This window comes from Alpinimonas psychrophila (assembly GCF_014137865.1).
In the GTDB taxonomy this organism is placed as follows: domain Bacteria; phylum Actinomycetota; class Actinomycetes; order Actinomycetales; family Microbacteriaceae; genus Alpinimonas; species Alpinimonas psychrophila.
This window is the reverse complement of sequence record NZ_JACGWU010000003.1, coordinates 140971-160845: the sequence shown is the minus strand read 5'-3', so window position 1 is coordinate 160845 and position 19875 is coordinate 140971. Positions and strand designations below refer to the sequence as shown.

Genomic DNA, 19875 nt, shown 5'->3' with positions numbered 1-19875 from the left:
TGAGGGGACGTATTGATGAGTCACATTGTCGACCGGGTGAAAAACGAAGGGCTGAAGTCCATGGCATTTTCTTCGCTCCGAGAGCTTGCCACAAAATACAATCCGTTTCGGCAGGGGCCTTTGGCTTTTGTCTACGCCGAGGATGCCGCCGCCGTGGATTGGACAGTCCCGCAACGTTTCAACGATTTTAAACTCGAATTGAAACCTCAAGGCTTTGATGTCGCGTGGGTTATCTCTCCACCCGGAAGAACCTCTGGCGGGCACCAAAACGCTTTCCGATTCATGAAGGTCTTAGAAGACGCTGGTCATCGGGTCACGATATTCCTTTACTCTCCTGCGAAATTACCGATTGTCAGCGTGGAAAGTGTTCGCAACATGATGTCGGTCACGACGGCATATCCCGATTTAAAGGCCGAAATTCTTGTCTACGAGCCTTCATCCGGAATTCTCGGAAATTATGATGCAATTTTTGCTTCTGACTGGGGGACGGCGTATGCCTCGTTCAGGTACGCGAAGCCCGCGAAACGTTTCTACTTTACCCAGGACTTTGAACCGTGGTTTTTCTCACGAGGCTCAGACTATGTGTTAGCAGAGAACACATACCGTTTTGGTTTTCACGGAATCTCTGCTGGTCGGTGGCTCGCGAGAAAGCTGACGAACGAGTTCAACATGCCCGGCGGCTCTTACGACTACGGCGTGGATTCAGAAAAATACAATTTTCAAAATACTGAAAAACGTACCGAAGTTGTCTTTTATGCCCGGCCCCCCACTCCTCGCCGTGCCACGGAATTTGGACTCATCGCGCTCAGCGAGTTGAACCGCATTAGACCCGACATCGTGATTAACCTAGTGGGCTGGGACATGAGTTCCTTCGACGTGCCGTTCCCCTATGTCAACAATACCGCCCTCGACATTTCGCAGCTGAACAGCCTCTACAACCGTTGCAGCGTTGCGCTCGTCCTTTCATTGACCAATCTTTCCCTTCTGCCCATGGAAGTCATGGCGTCTGGGGCTGTGCCGATGATTAATGACGCGGATAACACTCGTGACGTCTTTGATAGCCCGCATATTGAGTATGTCCCTTTGTCTCCCCGCGCAATTGCCGAGCGCATTATCAGCGTTGTTAACAACCCCGATGCCATTGCGTACTCGAAGACCATCGCTGAAAGTGTCGCGGCGACACATTGGTCTGATCCTGCTGAGTCATTCATCGACGAGTTCTTGAGCGTTATGACGGCTCGACGTTGACGGCCCCGCGATCAAACGTCCCTTCAGGGACTTTTGTAGGCCTTCGTGGGACACCTCAAGCCACCGTCATTATTCCAACTTTTAACGGGGAAAAATACATTTCCCAGATTCTAGAGTCCCTTGCTGTGCAGGAGACCCAGTGGGACTTTGAAGTTCTCGTCATCGACTCGGGCTCGTCGGATCGCACTGTTGAACGTGTCCAAGAGCACCCACTCGTTCGATTGCATCAAATCCCTAATAGTGAGTTTGGTCACGGCAAGACTCGTAACCTCGGTGCAACGCTTGCCCGCGGAGAATACGTCGCCTACCTGTCGCACGACGCGATTCCCGCAAGCCCCTTTTGGCTCCATGAAATCACGAAGCCGCTTGATCCGCAGGGGCTCAACGCGGCAGCAGTTCTTGGAAAACAGGTGGCCAGACCAGGTTGTTTCCCCCTCCTCAAGTATGAGATTCGCGAGGTTTTCCAGCGCTTCGGACCAAACTATGGAACCACGCTTTTCTATGTTGATGATTTTGCCCGGTCGCGAGACGATGTCAATGCCATGGCGTTTTATTCGGACGTCAACTCTGCTACCCGCCGCAGTTTCGTTCTAGACGTCATTCCCTACCAGGATGTGCTGTATTCGGAGGACATGGCCTTTGGGCTTGACGTGATCGAAGGCGGTTTCATCAAGGCGTATGCACCGCAAGCCGTCGTGGAACACTCCAACGATCTGACCCTTCGGGAATATCGGATGCGTCTTTTCGATGAGATTACGGGTTTGCGCAGAATCGGAAAGGACCTTCCGCCCTTGCGGTGGAGCAGACAATTTATCTACCCCCTCTACGGAGCCGGCATTGATTCACTTCGAATTGTCGCTGATAAAGAAATGTCCCTTGGTTCAAAATTTAGGTGGCTGGTCGTGAATCCCTTTTTCCACTGGGCCAAATGGCGCTCCTTCTATCGAAGCACACATGTCGACCTCAATGACAAAGTTCTGGTCGACAAAGGTTCGCTGGAGAGCGCCAGATTGGCCGCGGCAGAAGTTGCCCCGGGGCTGTCTCAGAGCCACCGGTAGACTGAGACCGTGCGGTTTTTGGTGCTTTGGGTGTGATTTGGAGTAATTGGTGAGTGCTGTGAAGACCGTGAAAATTGCGTATAGAGTTCTTTCGCGCGAAGGCTGGAAGCCTTTATTCATCCTCATTCTTGAACGACTACTAGGCGACTTTCACAGCGTCAGCCATGTGAAGACGGTCGACGCGCTCGACGTCGTCTTTAACTCTCCTCCGGCGCATCTCGCAATGCCGGTAACCGTGAATGAGGGTCCGGTGCACATCGCGTGGATAATGTCGCCCCCAGGCGAAACAAGTGGCGGCCACCACAATTTGTTCCGTTTCATCGATTTTGCCGAAAAAGCCGGCCACACGTGCACAATTTACTTCTATTCAAACCACGTAACCAAGATTGACATTGCTGAGATTCGAAAGATGATGGCAAAATCCAACGCGTTTCCCCACCTCCAAGCAGAAATGTTTGAATACAGCCGCGACGATGGAGTCTCGAGCAGTGTGCAAGCTATTTTCGCGACGGGTTGGGAAACTGCATACCCGGCGTTCCTGGATAAATCGCTTGCCCGTCGTCTCTACTTCGTGCAGGATTTCGAGCCGTATTTTTATCCCGTCGGAAGTGAGTCGGTTCTCGCAGAAAATACCTACAAATTTGGCTTCGAGGCAATTACCGCGGGCGGGTGGCTGGCCCACAAATTGTCGACGGAATACGGAATGAAAGCTAGCCACTTTGATTTTGGAGTGGAACACAACCGTTACTTTCGAACGAACAACAACGACCGCAAAGAAATCTTCTTTTATGCTCGTCCCGTGACGGCAAGGCGAGGATTTGAGCTCGGCGTCATGGCCCTTGAGGAATTTTCGAAATTGCGACCCGACATTGAGATAAATATGGCTGGGTGGGACGTTTCGTCTCGAGACCTCCCATTTGCCTTCAATAATTTGGGTGGTGTGGATATTTCGCATCTCAACGAGATTTACAACCGCTGTGCTGCGGGACTCGTTATCTCAATGACCAACATGTCACTACTGCCCCTTGAGTTGATGGCCGCTGGAGCAGCGCCAGTGGTCAACGATGCGCCAAATAACCGAATGGTGGCCGATAGTCCATTCATTCAATACGTGGCTCCTACCCCGGGAGACCTGGCGCGGGCCCTGGTTCGGGTAGTCGAAGACCCGTCGGCCGTGGATAAGTCTCGGGAAATGAGTCTTTCATTGTCACAGACGACGTGGGAAAGTTCGGGAGCCCAATTCGTGGTTGAATTTGAACGGACGATGCGTGGTTAGGGCACTGGTTATTGGCGCCAATGGATTCATCGGCTCCCACCTCGTGGACGCCATGTGCGATGCCGGCTATGACGTGACTGCCTTTGATCGCTTTAGTAACGGCAAACGAACGTTCGCTGCAACCTCCGTGACCGAATTCATCGGTGACTTTCTCAATCGTGGCGACATTGAAAAGGCCGTCAAGGGGCAGGATTTTGTTTTTCACTTCCTCTCGACGACCACGCCGGCTACCGCGCAGAGTGACCCCTCTCTTGACATCCGAACTAATGTCGAGCCAACGGTGCAGCTCCTCGAAGCCTGTGTTGACGCGGGCGTCCAGCGTTTTTTTTACGCATCGACAGGAGGCGCCATCTATGGCAATCAGGGCTTGGAAAGCTACTCAGAGTTAGACATGCCGCTACCCGTTTCGCCCTATGCAATTGGCAAGCTCACTGTGGAAAACTATCTTCGATACTTTCACGCCACCCACGACCTTTCGTCGGTCGCACTTCGAATTTCAAATCCCTATGGCTCTGGGCAAGCTCTCCATAAGAAGCAGGGCCTGATTCCTATTGCCATCAGGCGCATTCTCAACGCTCAACCCGTCGTTCAAATGGGAGATGGGTCGATGGTACGCGACTTTATCTACATCGATGACCTCATTGCGATGATTCTCAAAATTGCAGCACACACACCAAATTGGCCAATTTACAACTTGGGAAGCGGGAGAGCTGCGAGCGTGGCCGAGGTAATTGCCGCTGTTGGGAGGGCGACGAACAGGCCGGTGGAACTAGATATCCAACCCGCGCCTGCGACGTTCGTTCGAAAAGTGGTTCTCGATATTTCTCGGTATATTGAGGAGTTTGGCGCCGTTTCTTTCAGCACACTCGATGAAGGGATTCTGCGAACGCTAGAAGGTTCCGGAGAAAACATTGGTAAATGAACCGCTCGTCACCGTCGCAATATTGACATTCAACGGCGAGAAATACATCAAAGAGATTCTCGAGGCCGTCGAGGCCCAAGACTGTGATTTCGAATTCGAAGTACTAGTCATCGACTCTGGTTCGACTGACAGAACTTTGAAAATTCTGCAAGACTTTCCACGAACACGTGTCCGCCACATTCCCAATAGCGAGTTCGGGCACGGGCGCACCCGCAATCTTGCTGCGAAAATCGCCCGGGGGCAATTAATTGCGTTTCTTACCCATGATGCGATTCCCGCAAATTCTCACTGGCTCGCCAACCTTGTTGCACCGTTCTCGCTGAGCCCGCTCATCGTCGGCGTCTTGGGGCGTCAGGAACCGCGACCGGGTTGTGTCCCGATGATCAAGTACGAAATCCTCATGACGTTCGCGCGCCAGGGGGCAAATTTTGGAGCGACGATCTCGTCACGTCACAGCTTCGATGGTCATTCTTCTTTTGATCAACAGGCAGTTGGTTTCTATTCAGACGTCAACTCGGCGACGAGGGTTGATTTCTTGAAAGATATTATTCCCTACCGTGACGTCCCCTATGCCGAGGACCAAATGTTCGCAGAGGACTTTCTTGCGGCGGGTTATCTCAAGGCTTATTCCCCAGACGCGTCAGTAATCCACTCCAACGACCTAACGACCAAAGAGATTGCACCGAGAATTTTCGATGAGACAATCGGATTGCGCAACATGGGAATTGTGATTGCGCCCCTGTCGTTTTCACACACTATTCGGATGGTCGTGCGCAAGACGTTGGGTGACGCGAGCCGCATCGTGAAAGACCATCAAATGTCGTCTCGTGAAAAATTCTTTTGGCTGTGGGTCAATCCAGTATTTATTCTAAGGAAGTGGCGATCTTATAACCACGCCGCCCGAATTGACTTGGCTGTCGCGTCAAGCGACCCGACACAGTCGCTTGAAGGTCAGCGCCGATATTAGGGTAAACGTTTGAGGAGTCGCCTTAGGCCAAGGTCCGTGAGCTCATGGAAACATCCATAGAGATGACACCAGCGCCGGGATGGAGGTTAGACATGGTGAATCTTGGAAGGGGATCTAACTCATCCATGAGACGGCCATCTGGCAGCCAAAGTTGCGCACGAACGAAGTACTCCCCTGAGCCAATCAAAGCAACGGCAAAATTGAACGTCAGCTCGTGCTCGCCTAGGTTGCCGTTAACGGACTGTCCCAACATTCTGGTGTCGAGAAGATACAGACAGTCTCGGTCCGCGTTCTCGATCATGATCGACGCAACGAGAGGTCCCTCGTTTTGGGCTACCCGGTAGCGATACGTGATGCTCAGTGGCTCTCCCGAAATGAACACATCGCCCGTTTCGATCTCGGGTTGGCTAACTTCGATGCGGGTTATCGCTGTCTTATTTGCAAATTCCTGTTCAACGACGGCGCCAACCTTGGCCATCGAAGTCTCTCCTCTTTCGTATCCCCGTTGGAGCACACGAACCCCTTCGGCCGTGTCGCCATCAAAGAGCATGAGTCCGTGATCAAGAACGACAACGCGGTCGCAGAGTTGCTTTACCTGCGCAGCAGAATGAGAAACGACCACAATCGTGCGGCCTTCGCGCTGAAATTCCACGATCTTGTCGATGCACTTGCGCTGAAAGGGCTCGTCACCGACGGCCAATACCTCATCGACGAGGAGAAGGTCCGGATCGACATGCACTGCGACCGCGAATGCAAGACGGACATACATTCCAGAACTGTAAAACTTGACTTGAGTGTCAATAAATTGTTCAATTCCGGAGAAGTCAACGATGGTATCGAAAACCCGATCGATCTCTTTCTTTGAAAGGCCAAGGATGGAAGCGTTGAGGTAAACGTTTTCGCGCCCCGTGAGGTCATGGTGGAACCCCGCCCCCAGTTCAAGGAGGGCCGCCATGCGACCTCGCCGAGCGACTGACCCCGTCGTTGGTGCCAGGATTCCGCCAATTATCTTGAGGAGCGTACTCTTACCGGAACCGTTGTGGCCGACCAAACCAACAGTGGTGCCGAACTCAATTTCGAGGTTGATATCGTTGAGGGCCCAGAAGTCTTTTCTAAACTCTCGACCGCGTCCGAAGTTGACGATCTTCTCCTTGAGAGATCGCTGTTGATGAATGGTGAATCGTTTCGAAACATCTTCGAGCCTTGCAATTGTTGTACTCAACGTTTAAATCTCCTGGGCAAAGTTACCTTGAAGCCGAGAGAAGACCCTCTGCGCAAACCAAAAAAACAGAACACTCACGATGAGCCAAAAGAGTAATCGCAGTTCCATGTCTGGAGGCCAAATTTGGGCAAGTTGACCTGTAGCCCCTGACCCGGCTGACCACAGTGCTTTCTGAGCTCCGATTATCGAAATCGTCACCGGATTTGCCAGGTAGGCCTCCACGAGCCAGGAATTGCCGAGAGCTTTCTTCACGTAAGTAAAGGGATAAACGATGGGGGAGACCCAGAAGAAAACCGCAACGTAAATCTCAACGAAATGCTGAGTATCGCGCATGTAGACGTTTACGGCAGCAAGAAGCATCGCCAAAGCCGAGGCAAAAACCAAAATTGTGAGGATGGCCAATGGTGCAAGGAGAACCGTTGGGCTCCACGTGAAATGACTAAATAACGCAATCCCGCCGATGAGCACAATCGACTGGATTCCTAGGTTCACAAGGGCGCTGCCCACAGCGCTGAGCGGGAAAACCTCGCGCGGCAAGTAGACCTTCTTTACGAGACCGGCATTGTCCATGATGGACACGGTGCCGCGAGACAATATCTCAGAATAAAGAGTCCACATCGTTATGCCAATGAAGACGAAGACAGCAAAGTCGGGAACTGAGCGGGCGGTACCTAAGACTTGTCCAATAATAAAATAGTAAATCAGCAACAGAACTAGGGGCCGAAAAAGGCTCCACACGATGCCTAAGGAGCTGTCCTTGTAACGCGCCGTAACTTCACGCCCGACTAGGCGACCCAAGAGTTCACGGTGGCGCCAAATGTCGACATAGGAAAACAACGTACCTCGAAAGAACTCCGGTCGCTGTCCAACCCGAGTAAGCGGCTGCTGATTAATCATTTCTCGACGTTCTTCGCGGGAGAGATTACGAATGTCTCGCTGGATCATGCTGCTCTCCTTCAAGAAACTAACGACTATCGGAACGTGTTGCATTAAGTAATCCAGTGCCAAAGTCGAGGCGATGTTGATCACCAAATCTTGGAGGGAAAAACTGCCCCTGAATACCGAAGAAAATACTAGCTAACAATATCAGTCTGTCCTTCGCGCTATTTGTCTCGGCTCTTGCATAGAGTCCAGATTCAGAGGTCAAAACGTAAATCAGCAGAACGAGTAGGTTGCCTGATGGTTACTTAAGGGTCTTTTGAAGGAGTACCGTGCCGAGCCAACGGTCGAACTTGAAACCGACTCGACCCATCCGTCCGATTTCTTTGAAACCGAAGTCCTCATGGAGCTTAAGTGACGCCTCAGCCCCACCATCGGCAATAACAGCAATGATTTCCTTAAGCCCAGCGGATTGCGAGCGTACGATAAGGGCAGCCATCAGGGCTCGTCCGAGGCCCTTGCCCGTTGAAGCGGCCCGAAGGTAGATCGAGTTCTCAACAGTAAACCGGTAAGCACGTTTTTGCTTCCACGGTGAGACCAGTGCGTAACCCAGTATCTGCCCCGATGGAGAAACAGCCACGATAAAGGGCATTGCCTGTTTGGACAGGTAGGCGAACTTTGAGCGCCATTCTCGAAGAGTCATCGCATCTTCATCGAAGGTAACAACGCTGTTGGCAACGTAGTAGTTGTAGATTTCGCGGATGTCGGGCAAATCTTCGGCCACGGTTTCACGTATTTCAAACGTGAACGCCGGTTCGGGCTCGACCGGCGCGCGCAAGTGAAGGGGCAGTTCACGGCGTGGCTGATACTCATCGGGTAGCACGTTAAAAAGTCTAGCCGAGGCCCGACCAGTCAATGGGAGATGGGCCTTGCAGCGTGAGCGCCTCGTTCGTGCGCGTGAAAGGCTTGGACCCGAAGAAACCTCGACTCGCAGAGAGTGGGCTCGGATGAGCAGACTCGACAATCGGAGTTTCTCCCAGGAGCGGGCGAAGGGACGCAGCCTGTTTGCCCCACAAAATTGCGACGAGGGGGGTGCCAGGGTGCGAAGAATTACGCGTCGCTAGAACTTTTATCGCTCGCTCCGTAACGGCTTCCCAGCCGTTACCACGATGGGATCCAGCTTCCCCTGCGCGAACGGTGAGAACTCGGTTGAGCAGCATGACGCCCTGGTTCGTCCATCCCCCTAGACCACCAGTAGCCGGCCGTAAATGACCCGTGTCAGTTTCGAGTTCGGTAAAAATATTGTTCAGGCTTCGCGGTAACGTTCGCACGTGCTCGTCAACAGCGAAGGCGAGCCCGATGGGGTGTCCGGGCGTCGGATAGGGGTCTTGCCCCACAATGAGAACCCGAACCGAATTCACTGGAATATTGAAGACACGCATGATGTTGCGCGGCTCGGGAAGGACAATGACGCCGCTTGCTAATTCTTGTTGGAGAAAAACAGCAATCTCATCGAGTGTGGATTGAACCGGCGCCAGAGCCGTTGCCCAGGACGCATCAATGACCCCATCGTCGCGGAGCTGTTCAAGGTCAAGATTCGACGTCATCGCGGTGTTGATCCGTGCTTTGGTGCTTCTTGGAACGCTCCGCCTGCTCCAAGGCCGCGCGATGAGCAGTTTGAACGCGCTCCCCCAGGAACGAAACAACGGTGGCCGTCGTGAGCCCAACAATGACCATTCCCCCGAGCATGAGCATCGACGCATAAATTCGACCGGGAATAGTAATAGGAATCAAGTCCCCATAACCAACCGTGGAGATTGTCTCCATGGCCCACCAGAGCGCATCCCCGTAAGACGTAATCGAGGCCTTTGGAGCCTGTCTCTCGGCGGCGTACACGGCCAAGGACAAAACATAGATGTACATCACGGCAAATGATGCGGCGTAGGCGATTAGTCGGGCACGAACCGAACTGCCCTTTCGTCCACGGAAGTACCGCAGGCGGCTCAAGTACATGAGGAGCAGAAACGGCCGGAAGAAGGGGACGGCGACCGACAGCAAATCGATGAGATTGCGCCGGAAGAAAACCGCTTTGTTGTTCGCCAGAGTGAAACGCGCGACGTAGTCGACAATAAAGGCGATCCAAATGACAGCCAGGGTCGTGAGGATGTATTTATCGATGCCGGTCGTAAAAACCTCATCATCCAAGATGAGAATTGAGAAGCCGACCAAGAAAACAAAGGAGAAGAGTATGAGCGGTATCGTGGAAACCTTCTCCCACGCCGCCTCTTTAGGACTCCGAGAATCTTGCACGATATCGCCGTCAGCGTCGCGCATGGTCGGCTTCGCTGGAATACTCATAGTTCTAGGGTAGTGAAAAAGCCATACCCCACGGCAATAGAACGAGTGTTACCGCCTATGACACGCGGTCTTGAAGTCATCGCTTCGGCCGCGTAGCGTCTCATCCAAGCCACCCGCCGAATTCGGCGCCATCTCACAAGGAGCACCTCATGAGCACCGAACCAGCCGACTGGAAATTTGAAACAAAGCAGATTCACTCAGGTGCCAAGCCTGACCCCGTGACCAACGCGCGGGCGACACCGATTTACCAGACCACCGCGTACGTTTTTAATAGCTCTGAGCACGCGAAGAACCTGTTCGCTCTCGCCGAGTTTGGGAACATCTACACACGCATCCAGAACCCCACCCAAGATGTCGTTGAGCAGCGCGTTGCAGCGCTCGAAGGTGGCACCGCTGCCCTCTTCGTTTCGTCCGGAATGGCGGCCGAAACCATGGCCATCCTCAATATCGCGCAGGCCGGCGACCACATCGTCTCCTCCAGCTCCATCTATGGCGGTACCTACAACCTGTTTAAGTACACACTGACCAAGCTCGGTATCGAGACAACGTTTGTGGAGAACCAAGATGACGCGGATGAATGGCGTCGCGCTGTTCGCCCCAACACAAAGTTGTTCTTTGCGGAGACCATCGGTAACCCCCGCATCAACATTCTGGACATCAAGCTGGTCTCCGATGTTGCACACGAAGCCGGCGTTCCCCTCATCGTCGACAACACGATTGCGACCCCGTACCTGATTCGTCCCTTCGACTTCGGCGCCGACATCGTCGTTCACTCCGCCACCAAGTTCTTAGGCGGTCACGGAACGGTCATGGGTGGTGTGATCGTCGACGGTGGAAAGTTTGCCTGGTCGAAGAACGTCGAGAAGTTCCCCGGTCTCACCGAGCCCGACCCCTCGTACCACGGGGCCAGCTACACCACTGTTTTGGGTGACGCGATTGCGTACATCATCAAGGCCCGCGTGCAGCTGCTGCGTGACTTGGGTGCCGCTATTGCTCCGGCAAGCGCCTGGCAGATTATTCAGGGCATCGAAACCCTGAGTCTTCGGATGGAGCGTCACGTGGAGAACGCTTCGGCTGTCGCTACGTGGCTTGAGGCTCATCCTCAGGTAGAGTCCGTCTACTACGCTTCGTTGCCTTCCAGCCCCTGGCACACGGCCGCAAACCGCTACGCCCCCAAGGGCGTCGGCGCAGTGCTCTCTTTCGAGCTCAAGGGTGGCGTTGAAGCTGGCAAGGCCTTTGTGGACAGCCTGACGCTATTCAGTCACCTCGCCAACATCGGTGATGTTCGGAGCCTCGTGATTCACCCGGCTTCGACCACGCACTCGCAGCTCACCCCTGAGCAGCAGCTCACCGCCGGTGTTACACCTGGGCTCGTTCGCCTCTCCGTAGGTCTAGAGAACATCGCGGACATTACGGCCGATCTCGAGACAGGTTTGGCTGCCGCAGGAAAGGTAGCCTAAAAGCACCACAACGTCAGGGGCCCCATGTCTGAGAAACTCGTCACCGCCGAGCTCACCGAGCACGTTCTGCACATCACGCTGAACCGCCCTCACAAGCTCAATGCGGCGAACCGACAGTTGCTCGCTGAACTCAGTGATGCTTTCGGCGAGATTGACGCCAATCCAGAAGTTAGGGTTGCCGTCGTCTCAGCCGTCGGCCCACATTTCACGGCCGGGTTGGACTTGGGGGATATCTTTGGCAACGAAGGCGCTGGTGAGATAAACGATGGCCTGAAAATCATCCCCGATGGTTCAACCGACCCCTGGGGGGTCCAGACGGCAGCTGTCGGCAAGCCGATTGTCGTGGCCGTGAGTGGAATCTGCTTCACGCTCGGTGTGGAACTCATCCTGGCGGCCGATATTGCCGTCGCCGACACCACAACAACCTTTGGGCAAATAGAGGTATCTCGGGGAATCTTGCCCTTTGGCGGTGCGACAACACGTTTTCCCGCCCGCGTGGGTTGGGGGAATGCCATGAGGTGGCTTCTCACCGGAGACACCTTTGATGCCGTCGAGGCCCACCGCATCGGCCTCGTTCAAGAACTCGTCCCCGCCGGGGAGCATGTCGAGCGCGCCCTCAAGATTGCCCGCTCCATTGCGGCGCAAGCGCCCCTCGCGGTGCAGGCCACTCTCGCCAATGCGCGCCTCGCCGCCCGCGCCGCCGAAGCCCAATCCTTGGCTCTCCTCAACGAGACCCTTGCCGGCCTAGCCCAGACCAAGGATTTTGCCGCGGGAATGACAGCCTTCGCTACGCGTTCGACCCCCACGTTTGAGGGCCACTAACGTTCGCGGGGCGACCCCTGCCATAGGCTTAAGGAACAATGGACTGGCAAAATTCTGAGGACACCGTTCCGTCGAGTTTCATCACCGACGAACAGGTGCGCTCCATCGCGGGTAAGCCGTCGGCGACGGGGGCGTGGAGAGATGGCGACCCCGTCGGCCAGCGTGAATTCGCAAACCTTGGCCCCTTTGATTTTGAGGGCGGCGGAAGCCTCCCTCACGTTCGTATCGCCTATGAGACGTGGGGCACGCTCTCCCCCAACAAAGACAATGCCATCCTCGTTTTGCACGCTCTCACCGGTGATAGCCACGTCTCGGGTGATTCCGGCAAAGGCCACACCACGGGTGGCTGGTGGAATGAGATTGTTGGTCCGGGTCTCGCTATCGACACCGATACCTACTTCGTTGTCGCTCCGAATGTTTTGGGCGGCTGCCAAGGAAGCACGGGGCCCGCATCGCTGGCACCCGACGGCTACGAGTGGGGTTCTCGGTTTCCGTACACCACCATCCGGGATCAAACGCGTGCTCAAGCTCAGCTCTCCGACCTCATCGGTATTGAGAAATGGTTTGCCATCGTGGGCGGTTCCATGGGGGGCATGCACGCCCTCGAGTGGGGGGCAATGTTTCAAGATCGCGTCGAACGCCTTGCGATCTTGGCGGCCCCCGCCTCCACGAGTGCCGATGAAATCGCCCTGAACACCGTGCAAATTGAAGCTATTCTTCTCGACCCAGGGTTTCGGGCCGGCCACTACTACGAGGCTGTCGACGGCGACGGCCCTCACCGCGGTCTCGCCCTCGCCCGCCGAATTTCGTTCCAAAACTTTCGCACGCCCCATGAGCTCAACGAGCGTTTTGACAGAAGTTCTCAAAGTGACATCAGCCCGCTGGGGCGCGGCGGGCGCTTTGCCGTCGCGAGTTACCTCGACTTTCACGGCAACAAATTCACCCGGCGTTTTGACGCGAACAGCTATGTGACGTTGGTGGAGGCGATGAACTCACACGATCTTGGTCGCGGTCGCGGCTCGGTGGAAGAAGCTCTGGAATCCATCACGGCACGCACCCTCATCGTGGGAATCGATTCAGACCGATTTTTCCCACTCCCCGGGCAGCAGCGCATCGCGCGCCACCTTCCCCACAACATCGACGGCACCGTACCGGCAATCCTGCAATCTGATTTTGGGCACGATGCTTTTCTTATCGAATCCGACTTTATCGGCGCCCAGCTGAGACGGCTTTTCAGCGAATAGACATTCGGCGTCGAGCCCGAGCGGTGTGGCGAACTTCGCGAGCCCGCGCCTCTAGGCGGAGCCGCGCCACCATCACGATGGCGTAGCCCAGCAACACAAACTCGAGCACGTTGCGCACGCTCATGATCGCAATCAACCACGGGTTCAGACGAAGCAGCTCAAGGTAGAGGTAGGGATAGAACGCTTGCGTCAGGAGTGCAATCACAAGCGTGATCAGGGCAGGCACCTGAAAGCGCTGACGATCGATAACCAAGCCAAACACAATGGGAACAGCCAGCCAGCCAATGTATTGCGGCGACCCAACTTTGTTGAACGCAACCAGGGCTGTTGTCATTGCCAGAGCCAACGGTCCCAAAATGCGTAAGGGAACGGCCCCGTGTTTTTTGGCATCCATCCCAAGGGCCAGAACGAGAACGGCAACGGCCACAAGAACGAGCGTCGAAAGCTGGGCAACGACCTCGGTACCTGGGCCGCGAACTTGGAAGGTGAGGAGCGCCTGGTCGTAGTAGACCGCAAATCCAGGGACCCGTGCGGCCGACATCCAGACGAAGAAGTTGGATGCCGGTGACTCTATTTGCAGGCCACGCCCAGTTTGCTGTGTGAGGAAGCTCAAGACGTTACCCCCGGCACCGAGCACGAGGGCGATGCTGAGGACGACGGCCGAGGTCACGGCGGCGGCAACCACAATGCGCGTGCGTCCTCGCCCGGCAACCCACAGTGTGCCGACAATCGCTGCTGGCCAGACTTTAATCCACGCGGCAATGGTAAGAAGTGCCGTTGCGGCGATTGGCCGGGAAATTGCGAACAGGAGACCGACCAGCGCAATCGCCGTTGCGATCGAGTCGATCCGAGCCACCGAAATGGGGCCAAGGCACAGTAAGAAGGCGAGCCACCACCAGGCCGCCACCGTTCGAACCGTCCCGCGTGTCCACGAGCCAATCAGAAAACTGAACGCCACGGCATCGATAAGAATAACGAGCACAATCCACGCAAAGGGATAACCCGCCGCAGGCACGAGGCCCCCCAGCGTGGGGATGACCATGGGAATGAAGGCCAGAATCGGGTAGACCCACTGGGTGTCAATGCCCACCACAGGTCCGCCAGAAACAGCTTGATGAGCCCAAAATGAGTAAACAAAGGAGACATCGCCGTACGGTACCGACTCGGCAATGAAGCCCTGCCACCCCAGCCATCCATGAACGAGCGCAAAGGCAATCCAGAAGAACAAAGGAGAGCGCGCTCGCGACATCGAACCTCTCTTCCCCATGGTCCTTTGAGATTACAGGATGGCCACTAGGGTCGCGGCGATGGTCGTCGGCAAAGCCTCAGCCACATCCAGGGCCACAATCGGGCCGCCGTTGGCCGCGCGCCCAGCGGCCACTCCATGCAGGAACGCGGCGGTTGCTGCCAAGGGTCCCAAGATTTCGGGGTCCTTCAGAACCTGCTCGGCATGCGTGGCGACGAGGGCTCCGAGGACTCCCGCCAGAACATCGCCGGTTCCGGCGGTGGCTAGCCACGTTGTCGGGGATTGGATTCGGGCATGGAAGCGTGCCCCCCGATCATCCGCTGGCGTTGCGACATGGGTGACATGACCCTTCAGAAGGACCGTGACGTTGAATTCGTCGGCGGCAACTTCGACCCAGCGCTCGGGATCTTGCGAAATCGAGGCTGCCAGCTGGTCGACGTCAGCGAACGCCTCGACGTGCGCCAACTTCAGAGAATATATAAGCATCGCGAGTTCGCGAGCATGAGGGGTGATGACGACCGGGCCGCGAGAGGAACGAGCCAGATCAAGAGCGCCCGCATCCACAACCACAGGCATTCCACTCTGTAGAGCCGCTTGAAGGCGAACGGATGCGGTGTGAGAACGCGTGACCGCATCCATTCCTGATCCCACGAGCCAGGCTTGAACGCGGCCTGGAACACACACCGTCTCGGGGCGGCGGGCAAGAACAAGATCACCTCCTCGCCGTGCGCCGAGGAAGCGCACCATGCCGAGGCCCGTGCGGTAGGCCGCCTCTACGTTGAGGACAGCAGCACCGGGATACAGTTTCGAGCCAGTGACAACACCGAGAACCCCGCGAGAATACTTCGTGTCCGTTTTCGTCGGCACCGCGAGGAAAGGTGCGGAACTTTTGGCATCCCAGAGCACGGAAGCGTGTGATGTATCCATGGCATCAACGATAGTTTGGATACATGAGTCAACCCGCATTGTTTACGCCTCTTGCCATTCGTAATGTTACGTTTCGTAACCGGCTGTGGGTTTCGCCCATGTGTCAATACTCGGTCGTGAAGCTCGATGGGGCTCCCACCGCATGGCACAGTGTGCACCTCGGCGCCATGGCTGTCGGCGGGGCGGGCTTGGTTATGACCGAGTCAACGGCGGTCGAAGCCATCGGGCGAATCTCGAACCGCGACACCGGTATCTGGAACGATGAACAGCGCGATGCGTGGAAGCCCATCGTTGACTTCATCACAGCGCACGGTGCGGTTGCGGGCATTCAGCTGGGGCACGCCGGGCGCAAAGCATCGATCTACCCTGACTGGGACTACCCAGGAGCCCAAGGCACAATGCCCGATCAGGAAGGCGGCTGGCAGACGGTCTCTGCCTCCCATACAGCCTTTGATGGATACCTTCCAGCGGATGCGCTTACCATTGCCCAAATCGACGCCCTCGTCGAGACCTGGGGTCACGCTGCTCGCCGCTCCGTTGAGGCTGGCTTTCGTGTCATCGAATTGCACGCCGCTCACGGTTATCTGCTTCACCAGTTTCTCTCGCCGCTGAGCAACGAGCGGACGGATGCATACGGTGGGCCGCTGGAGAACCGCGCGCGATTGTTGCTGCGAATTATCGAACACGTTCGCGGCGTCATTGGTGACGATGTGGCGCTCTTCGTTCGAGTTTCGGCCACCGACTGGGTTGATGGTGGTTGGAACGAAGCCGAAACCGCCAAGATTGCCGACTGGGCACGAGCCTCGGGCGCAGACCTCTTTGATATTTCCAGCGGAGGAAACGTCACCGGAGTGAAAATTCCAGTCGGCCCTGGTTACCAAGTTCCCCTCGCTCACTTCGTGAAGCAACATTCGCACATTTCAACGGCGGCCGTGGGCCTCGTCACCACTCCAGAACTCGCCAATTCCATTGTCGAAAATGGGCGTTCGGATGCCGTCTTCATCGGTCGCGAAATGCTTCGCGACCCGCACTTCGCGCTCCGTGCCGCCATCGAACTGGGTGCCGAGATCGACTACTGGCCGTCACAGTACCTGCGGGCAAAGCCGAAGCCCAGCGCCTAGTGTCGGCCCAATGATTCCGCTAGGTAATGTCATAAACATCTGCCCGGTGAGCTACGTCAATGGCAATCAAGATGAGAGATTCTTCCCGAATGATTACTAAGACGCGGTAACTGCCGATTCGGTAACGCCAATAACCGACCAAATTACCTGTGAGGGCTTTCCCCCTCGAATGAGGATCGTCGAGTTCACACACCTGTTCCAAATATTCCTTGACCCGCGAGGCGATCGGGCGGTCAAGTTTGCGCATGCTCTTATCAAACTCTGGACTGGTTTCAAGCGACCAACGGCTCATAGATTAAGTTCGGCCCACAGCTCAGAAGCAGGACGTGTTTTCTGATCCGAATTTTCCCATCGTGCGACTACTTTGTCGGCCCAATAGCGTTCTTCGAGCTCCTCGAGGTGAACCTCGATTGCTTCTTTGACATAGAAGGTGGCCGTTCGTCCGGTTGCTTCGGCCAAAGCATGCAAGCGTTTCTCAACATCGGGTGAGAGCCTGACCGATACTGGTTTTGTGATTGCCATCGTGGGTCCCTCCCCTAAAAAATGTTTACACGTAAACATTACTCCGGTCGGAAGTTAATGACAACAATATTTCGACGGGCTATCGTCCCAGATTGGGCTGCGCATGCCAAGTTCGTTAGCGTGCGCTAGTACTCGCGGCGCCTTGTGGCGTCATGGACTTCGCCCACGAGCTCCTCAATGATGTCTTCAAGGAACAACACGCCCGTGGTCTTGCCGACCTGGTCAACAACGCGGGCGAGGTGAATCCCCGAGCGTTGCAACTCGGCCAGCGCGTCCTCAAGATCCGTGGTTTGGGTCATCGTGGCAAGCTGCCTGATTCGCTTGGTCTTGATCGGGCCGGAGTGAGTTCCGAATTCGGAAATCTCATCATCGAAGGTGAGCACGTCTTTGAGATGTAAGTACCCAATGGGATCACCGTCGTCTGCCCGGATGACGTAACGAGAGAAGCCATGTTTGGCCACAGCCTGTTCCAGGTCTGCGACGGTCGCGTCTTCTGGCAGACTGACCAGTTGGCTCAACGGCACCTGAATGTCCGCCGCCTTTTTGGTTGTGAATTCGAAGGCAGCACTGAGCGCGCCCGTTGAATCTTCAATCATGCCTTCGCGCGTGGAGTGCGACACGATTGTGGCCACCTCTTCAAGGGTGAACGCGCTGGTGGCTTCATCCTTGGGCTCCACCTTGAACAGACGCAAGACCATGTTGGCCACGGCATTCATCACCACAATGATGGGGCGCACAATGCGTCCGACAATCACCAACGGTGGCGCCAAAAGGAGGACTGCCTTATCCGGAACGGAGAAAGACGCATTCTTGGGAATGAGTTCGCCAAAGACAACATGCAAGAACGTCACGATAACCAGGGCAACACCGAAGCTGATTCCACCGATCAGCGAGTCAGACCAGCCAGTTGGGGCGAGCCACACCTCGAGAAGGTGATGAATAGCGGGCTCCGAGACATTCAGGATCAGCAGAGACGAAACCGTAATGCCCAGTTGGCTTGTCGCCAACATGAGACTGACGTGCTCCATCGCCCACAACGCCGTCTTGGCACTGCGCTTGCCTTTAAGCGCCAGCGGCTCAATCTGGGAGCGACGGGCAGAGATTACAGCGAACTCCGCACCCACAAAAAATGCATTCATAGCGAGCAACACAACGAGCCAAGCGAGTCCCGAATAATCAGACATCGCGCCCCTCCAGCTCCACGGTGATTGGTGTGAAACGGATGCGATCAATCCGTCGGCCATCCATCCGCACAACCTTCAAGACGCCACCTTCGACGGCGACCTCGTCGTCGTTCCGGGGCAGACGGCCCAATTCGCTCATGACAAAACCGGCCACAGTCTCGTAGGGGCCGTCCTCCGGCACCTGGATGTGGGCACGCTCGTAGAGTTCATCGGGGCGAAGACTCCCTGGGAATGTCAAGAAGTCACGGCCGGCGACGACCCCCGCCCGAGTGCGGTCATGCTCGTCGCTCACTTCGCCGATGAGCTCTTCAACGAGGTCTTCCAGTGTTGCGATTCCCGCCGTGCCACCATACTCATCGACCACAATGGCAAGCTGAAAGCCGCGGCCGCGAAGTTCCGTGAGCAGCGCATCCAGTGGCATCGTTTCGGGCACCCGCAAGGGCTCGCTCATCAGGGCCGAGACTGGTACTTCGGCCCGACGCTCGCGTGGCACGGCCATGGCATTTTTCACATGAACGACACCTCGCACGTCATCAAGGCCTTCATCACCAACGACAGGGAAACGCGAATAACCGGTGGTGCGCGCAAGATCAAGAACAGCGCGCGCGGAATCTCCCGGCTCCAGGGTAGCGAGCCGCAAGCGGGGTGTCATGACGTCAGATGCCGTGCGCTCGCTGAAAGCCAAAGTGCGGCTCAGCAGCGTTGCCGTGTCTTTTTCTAAGAGTCCGGCCAAGGCTGAGCGGCGAACGAGAGAGGCCAACTCTTCGGGAGAGCGGGCGCCCGAAAGCTCCTCTTTGGGTTCAATTCCGGAGGCTCGGAGGACTGTGTTCGCCGAGTGGTTCAAAACTCGAATCGCCGGATGAAAAACCGTGGTGAAAAGCACTTGAAAGGGCATGACCACTTTGGCCGTGCGCTCAGGAATAGCCAAAGCAAAATTCTTGGGGATAAGCTCGCCCACAATCATCGACAGGGTCGTCGCCAAAACGATCGCGAGAGTCGCCGCGACCACGACGATGACGCTGTCGGGGAGGCCAACCGAGGTCAAGGGTCCTCTCAGCAGTGAGCTCAGTGCGGGCTCCATGGTGAAGCCTGTCAGTAGCGTCGTCAGAGTAATCCCAAGCTGCGCGCTCGAGAGATGCGTCGACGTTATCTTTAGCGCCGAGATCGTTAAACCGAGGCCGCGTTCACCGCGCTCCCGCCGCGCCTCAAGCTCGGGGCGATCAAGATTGACCAGCGCAAACTCAGCCGCGACAAAGAACCCTGTACCGACGGTAAGTACCACACCGAGACCAAAGAAAATCCACTCAGACCACATAAACGCATCCCCCTCGTGTCGAGGTGGCTGGCCCAGTGGTCACGGGTTTATGAGCAGGTGAAGAGTCGTCCATTAGATACTTCAGCATATCAATTTAGGTTTAG

The 19875-nt window shown here is 55.8% G+C and carries 20 protein-coding genes; 9 read left to right on the top strand and 11 right to left on the bottom strand.

Annotation, left to right across the window (positions count from 1 at the left end; translation table 11 throughout):
* The first annotated feature begins 15 nt into the window (after positions 1-15).
* Genes FB555_RS06575 through FB555_RS06555 form a run of 5 tightly spaced genes read left to right on the top strand, consistent with a single transcriptional unit; the run spans position 16 to position 5471 of the window.
* A complete protein-coding gene (locus tag FB555_RS06575; protein WP_182484683.1) occupies positions 16-1248 on the top strand; it encodes a glycosyltransferase family 4 protein in 1233 nt (410 codons plus the stop codon).
* Positions 1245-2306, top strand: coding sequence for a glycosyltransferase family 2 protein (locus tag FB555_RS06570; protein ID WP_182484682.1), 1062 nt, complete (start codon positions 1245-1247; stop codon positions 2304-2306). Before FB555_RS06575 ends, FB555_RS06570 begins: the two co-directional genes overlap by 4 nt.
* A gap of 49 nt (positions 2307-2355) precedes the next feature.
* Positions 2356-3582, top strand: coding sequence for a rhamnosyltransferase WsaF family glycosyltransferase (locus tag FB555_RS06565; RefSeq protein ID WP_182484681.1), 1227 nt, complete (start codon positions 2356-2358; stop codon positions 3580-3582).
* Positions 3575-4504: an NAD-dependent epimerase/dehydratase family protein gene (locus tag FB555_RS06560; protein WP_182484680.1), complete on the top strand. Its 930-nt coding sequence runs from the start codon at positions 3575-3577 to the stop codon at positions 4502-4504. Before FB555_RS06565 ends, FB555_RS06560 begins: the two co-directional genes overlap by 8 nt.
* On the top strand, positions 4494-5471 hold the full coding sequence (locus FB555_RS06555; protein ID WP_182484679.1) for a glycosyltransferase family A protein: 978 nt from the start codon (positions 4494-4496) through the stop codon (positions 5469-5471). The genes FB555_RS06560 and FB555_RS06555 overlap by 11 nt, the downstream gene beginning before the upstream one ends.
* A 22-nt stretch (positions 5472-5493) precedes the next feature.
* Here FB555_RS06555 and FB555_RS06550 read toward each other — a convergent pair whose 3' ends face one another.
* The 5 genes from FB555_RS06550 to FB555_RS06530 form a co-directional block, all read right to left on the bottom strand.
* Positions 5494-6693, bottom strand: a complete 1200-nt coding sequence (locus FB555_RS06550; protein WP_182484678.1) for an ABC transporter ATP-binding protein — start codon at positions 6691-6693, stop codon at positions 5494-5496.
* Between the two features lie 3 nt (positions 6694-6696).
* Positions 6697-7638 carry an ABC transporter permease gene (locus FB555_RS06545; protein WP_246323630.1) on the bottom strand — a complete coding sequence of 314 codons (942 nt, stop codon included), beginning with the start codon at positions 7636-7638 and terminating at the stop codon, positions 6697-6699.
* 238 nt (positions 7639-7876) lie between these two features.
* Positions 7877-8455: a GNAT family N-acetyltransferase gene (locus FB555_RS06540; RefSeq protein WP_182484677.1), complete on the bottom strand. Its 579-nt coding sequence runs from the start codon at positions 8453-8455 to the stop codon at positions 7877-7879.
* A gap of 10 nt (positions 8456-8465) precedes the next feature.
* Positions 8466-9179, bottom strand: coding sequence for a uracil-DNA glycosylase (locus tag FB555_RS06535; RefSeq protein WP_182484676.1), 714 nt, complete (start codon positions 9177-9179; stop codon positions 8466-8468).
* On the bottom strand, positions 9163-9930 hold the full coding sequence (locus FB555_RS06530; RefSeq protein ID WP_182484675.1) for a potassium channel family protein: 768 nt from the start codon (positions 9928-9930) through the stop codon (positions 9163-9165). Before FB555_RS06530 ends, FB555_RS06535 begins: the two co-directional genes overlap by 17 nt.
* Positions 9931-10079: 149 nt before the next feature.
* On the opposite strand from FB555_RS06530, the gene FB555_RS06525 reads away from it, so the two are divergent.
* The 3 genes from FB555_RS06525 to metX are packed head-to-tail and all read left to right on the top strand — an operon-like array spanning position 10080 to position 13456.
* The gene (locus tag FB555_RS06525; RefSeq protein ID WP_182484674.1) at positions 10080-11390 is read left to right on the top strand and encodes a bifunctional o-acetylhomoserine/o-acetylserine sulfhydrylase; all 1311 of its coding nucleotides are present in this window, start codon (positions 10080-10082) and stop codon (positions 11388-11390) included.
* Positions 11391-11414: 24 nt separating this feature from the next.
* On the top strand, positions 11415-12212 hold the full coding sequence (locus FB555_RS06520; protein WP_182484673.1) for a crotonase/enoyl-CoA hydratase family protein: 798 nt from the start codon (positions 11415-11417) through the stop codon (positions 12210-12212).
* 38 nt (positions 12213-12250) lie between these two features.
* Positions 12251-13456 (top strand): homoserine O-acetyltransferase MetX, encoded by a 1206-nt coding sequence (gene metX, locus FB555_RS06515; protein ID WP_182484672.1) that lies wholly within the window; start codon positions 12251-12253, stop codon positions 13454-13456.
* Here the strand turns inward: metX and FB555_RS06510 are convergent.
* Together FB555_RS06510 and FB555_RS06505 are read right to left on the bottom strand one after the other, a co-directional pair.
* On the bottom strand, positions 13446-14705 hold the full coding sequence (locus FB555_RS06510) for a hypothetical protein (protein WP_182484671.1): 1260 nt from the start codon (positions 14703-14705) through the stop codon (positions 13446-13448). The genes metX and FB555_RS06510 overlap by 11 nt on opposite strands.
* A gap of 30 nt (positions 14706-14735) precedes the next feature.
* Entirely contained in the window at positions 14736-15629 is an 894-nt protein-coding gene (locus FB555_RS06505; RefSeq protein WP_182484670.1) for an ADP-dependent NAD(P)H-hydrate dehydratase, read from the bottom strand.
* A 23-nt stretch (positions 15630-15652) separates the two neighbouring features.
* On the opposite strand from FB555_RS06505, the gene FB555_RS06500 reads away from it, so the two are divergent.
* Positions 15653-16750 carry an NADH:flavin oxidoreductase/NADH oxidase gene (locus FB555_RS06500; RefSeq protein ID WP_182484669.1) on the top strand — a complete coding sequence of 366 codons (1098 nt, stop codon included), beginning with the start codon at positions 15653-15655 and terminating at the stop codon, positions 16748-16750.
* 19 nt (positions 16751-16769) lie between these two features.
* Here FB555_RS06500 and FB555_RS06495 read toward each other — a convergent pair whose 3' ends face one another.
* From FB555_RS06495 to FB555_RS06480, 4 genes are all read right to left on the bottom strand, one after another.
* The gene (locus FB555_RS06495; protein WP_182484668.1) at positions 16770-17042 is read right to left on the bottom strand and encodes a type II toxin-antitoxin system RelE family toxin; all 273 of its coding nucleotides are present in this window, start codon (positions 17040-17042) and stop codon (positions 16770-16772) included.
* Positions 17039-17272, bottom strand: a complete 234-nt coding sequence (gene relB / locus FB555_RS06490; protein WP_182484667.1) for a type II toxin-antitoxin system RelB family antitoxin — start codon at positions 17270-17272, stop codon at positions 17039-17041. Before relB ends, FB555_RS06495 begins: the two co-directional genes overlap by 4 nt.
* 125 nt (positions 17273-17397) lie before the next feature.
* Positions 17398-18456, bottom strand: a complete 1059-nt coding sequence (locus FB555_RS06485) for a hemolysin family protein (RefSeq protein WP_182484666.1) — start codon at positions 18454-18456, stop codon at positions 17398-17400.
* On the bottom strand, positions 18449-19771 hold the full coding sequence (locus tag FB555_RS06480) for a hemolysin family protein (protein ID WP_182484665.1): 1323 nt from the start codon (positions 19769-19771) through the stop codon (positions 18449-18451). Before FB555_RS06480 ends, FB555_RS06485 begins: the two co-directional genes overlap by 8 nt.
* Positions 19772-19875 lie beyond the last annotated feature (104 nt).

What these genes read in the sequence shown, in the direction of transcription:
- FB555_RS06485 (WP_182484666.1), bottom strand. Translation starts at nt 18,456, where the DNA reads ATGTCTGATTATTCGGGACTCGCTTGGCTCGTTGTGTTGCTCGCTATG.
- relB (WP_182484667.1), bottom strand. Translation starts at nt 17,272, where the DNA reads ATGGCAATCACAAAACCAGTATCGGTCAGGCTCTCACCCGATGTTGAG.
- FB555_RS06495 (WP_182484668.1), bottom strand. Translation starts at nt 17,042, where the DNA reads ATGAGCCGTTGGTCGCTTGAAACCAGTCCAGAGTTTGATAAGAGCATG.
- FB555_RS06535 (WP_182484676.1), bottom strand. Translation starts at nt 9,179, where the DNA reads ATGACGTCGAATCTTGACCTTGAACAGCTCCGCGACGATGGGGTCATT.
- FB555_RS06545 (WP_246323630.1), bottom strand. Translation starts at nt 7,638, where the DNA reads ATGATCCAGCGAGACATTCGTAATCTCTCCCGCGAAGAACGTCGAGAA.
- FB555_RS06500 (WP_182484669.1), top strand. Translation starts at nt 15,653, where the DNA reads ATGAGTCAACCCGCATTGTTTACGCCTCTTGCCATTCGTAATGTTACG.
- metX (WP_182484672.1), top strand. Translation starts at nt 12,251, where the DNA reads ATGGACTGGCAAAATTCTGAGGACACCGTTCCGTCGAGTTTCATCACC.
- FB555_RS06530 (WP_182484675.1), bottom strand. Translation starts at nt 9,930, where the DNA reads ATGAGTATTCCAGCGAAGCCGACCATGCGCGACGCTGACGGCGATATC.
- FB555_RS06575 (WP_182484683.1), top strand. Translation starts at nt 16, where the DNA reads ATGAGTCACATTGTCGACCGGGTGAAAAACGAAGGGCTGAAGTCCATG.
- FB555_RS06520 (WP_182484673.1), top strand. Translation starts at nt 11,415, where the DNA reads ATGTCTGAGAAACTCGTCACCGCCGAGCTCACCGAGCACGTTCTGCAC.
- FB555_RS06480 (WP_182484665.1), bottom strand. Translation starts at nt 19,771, where the DNA reads ATGTGGTCTGAGTGGATTTTCTTTGGTCTCGGTGTGGTACTTACCGTC.
- FB555_RS06510 (WP_182484671.1), bottom strand. Translation starts at nt 14,705, where the DNA reads ATGTCGCGAGCGCGCTCTCCTTTGTTCTTCTGGATTGCCTTTGCGCTC.
- FB555_RS06525 (WP_182484674.1), top strand. Translation starts at nt 10,080, where the DNA reads ATGAGCACCGAACCAGCCGACTGGAAATTTGAAACAAAGCAGATTCAC.
- FB555_RS06505 (WP_182484670.1), bottom strand. Translation starts at nt 15,629, where the DNA reads ATGGATACATCACACGCTTCCGTGCTCTGGGATGCCAAAAGTTCCGCA.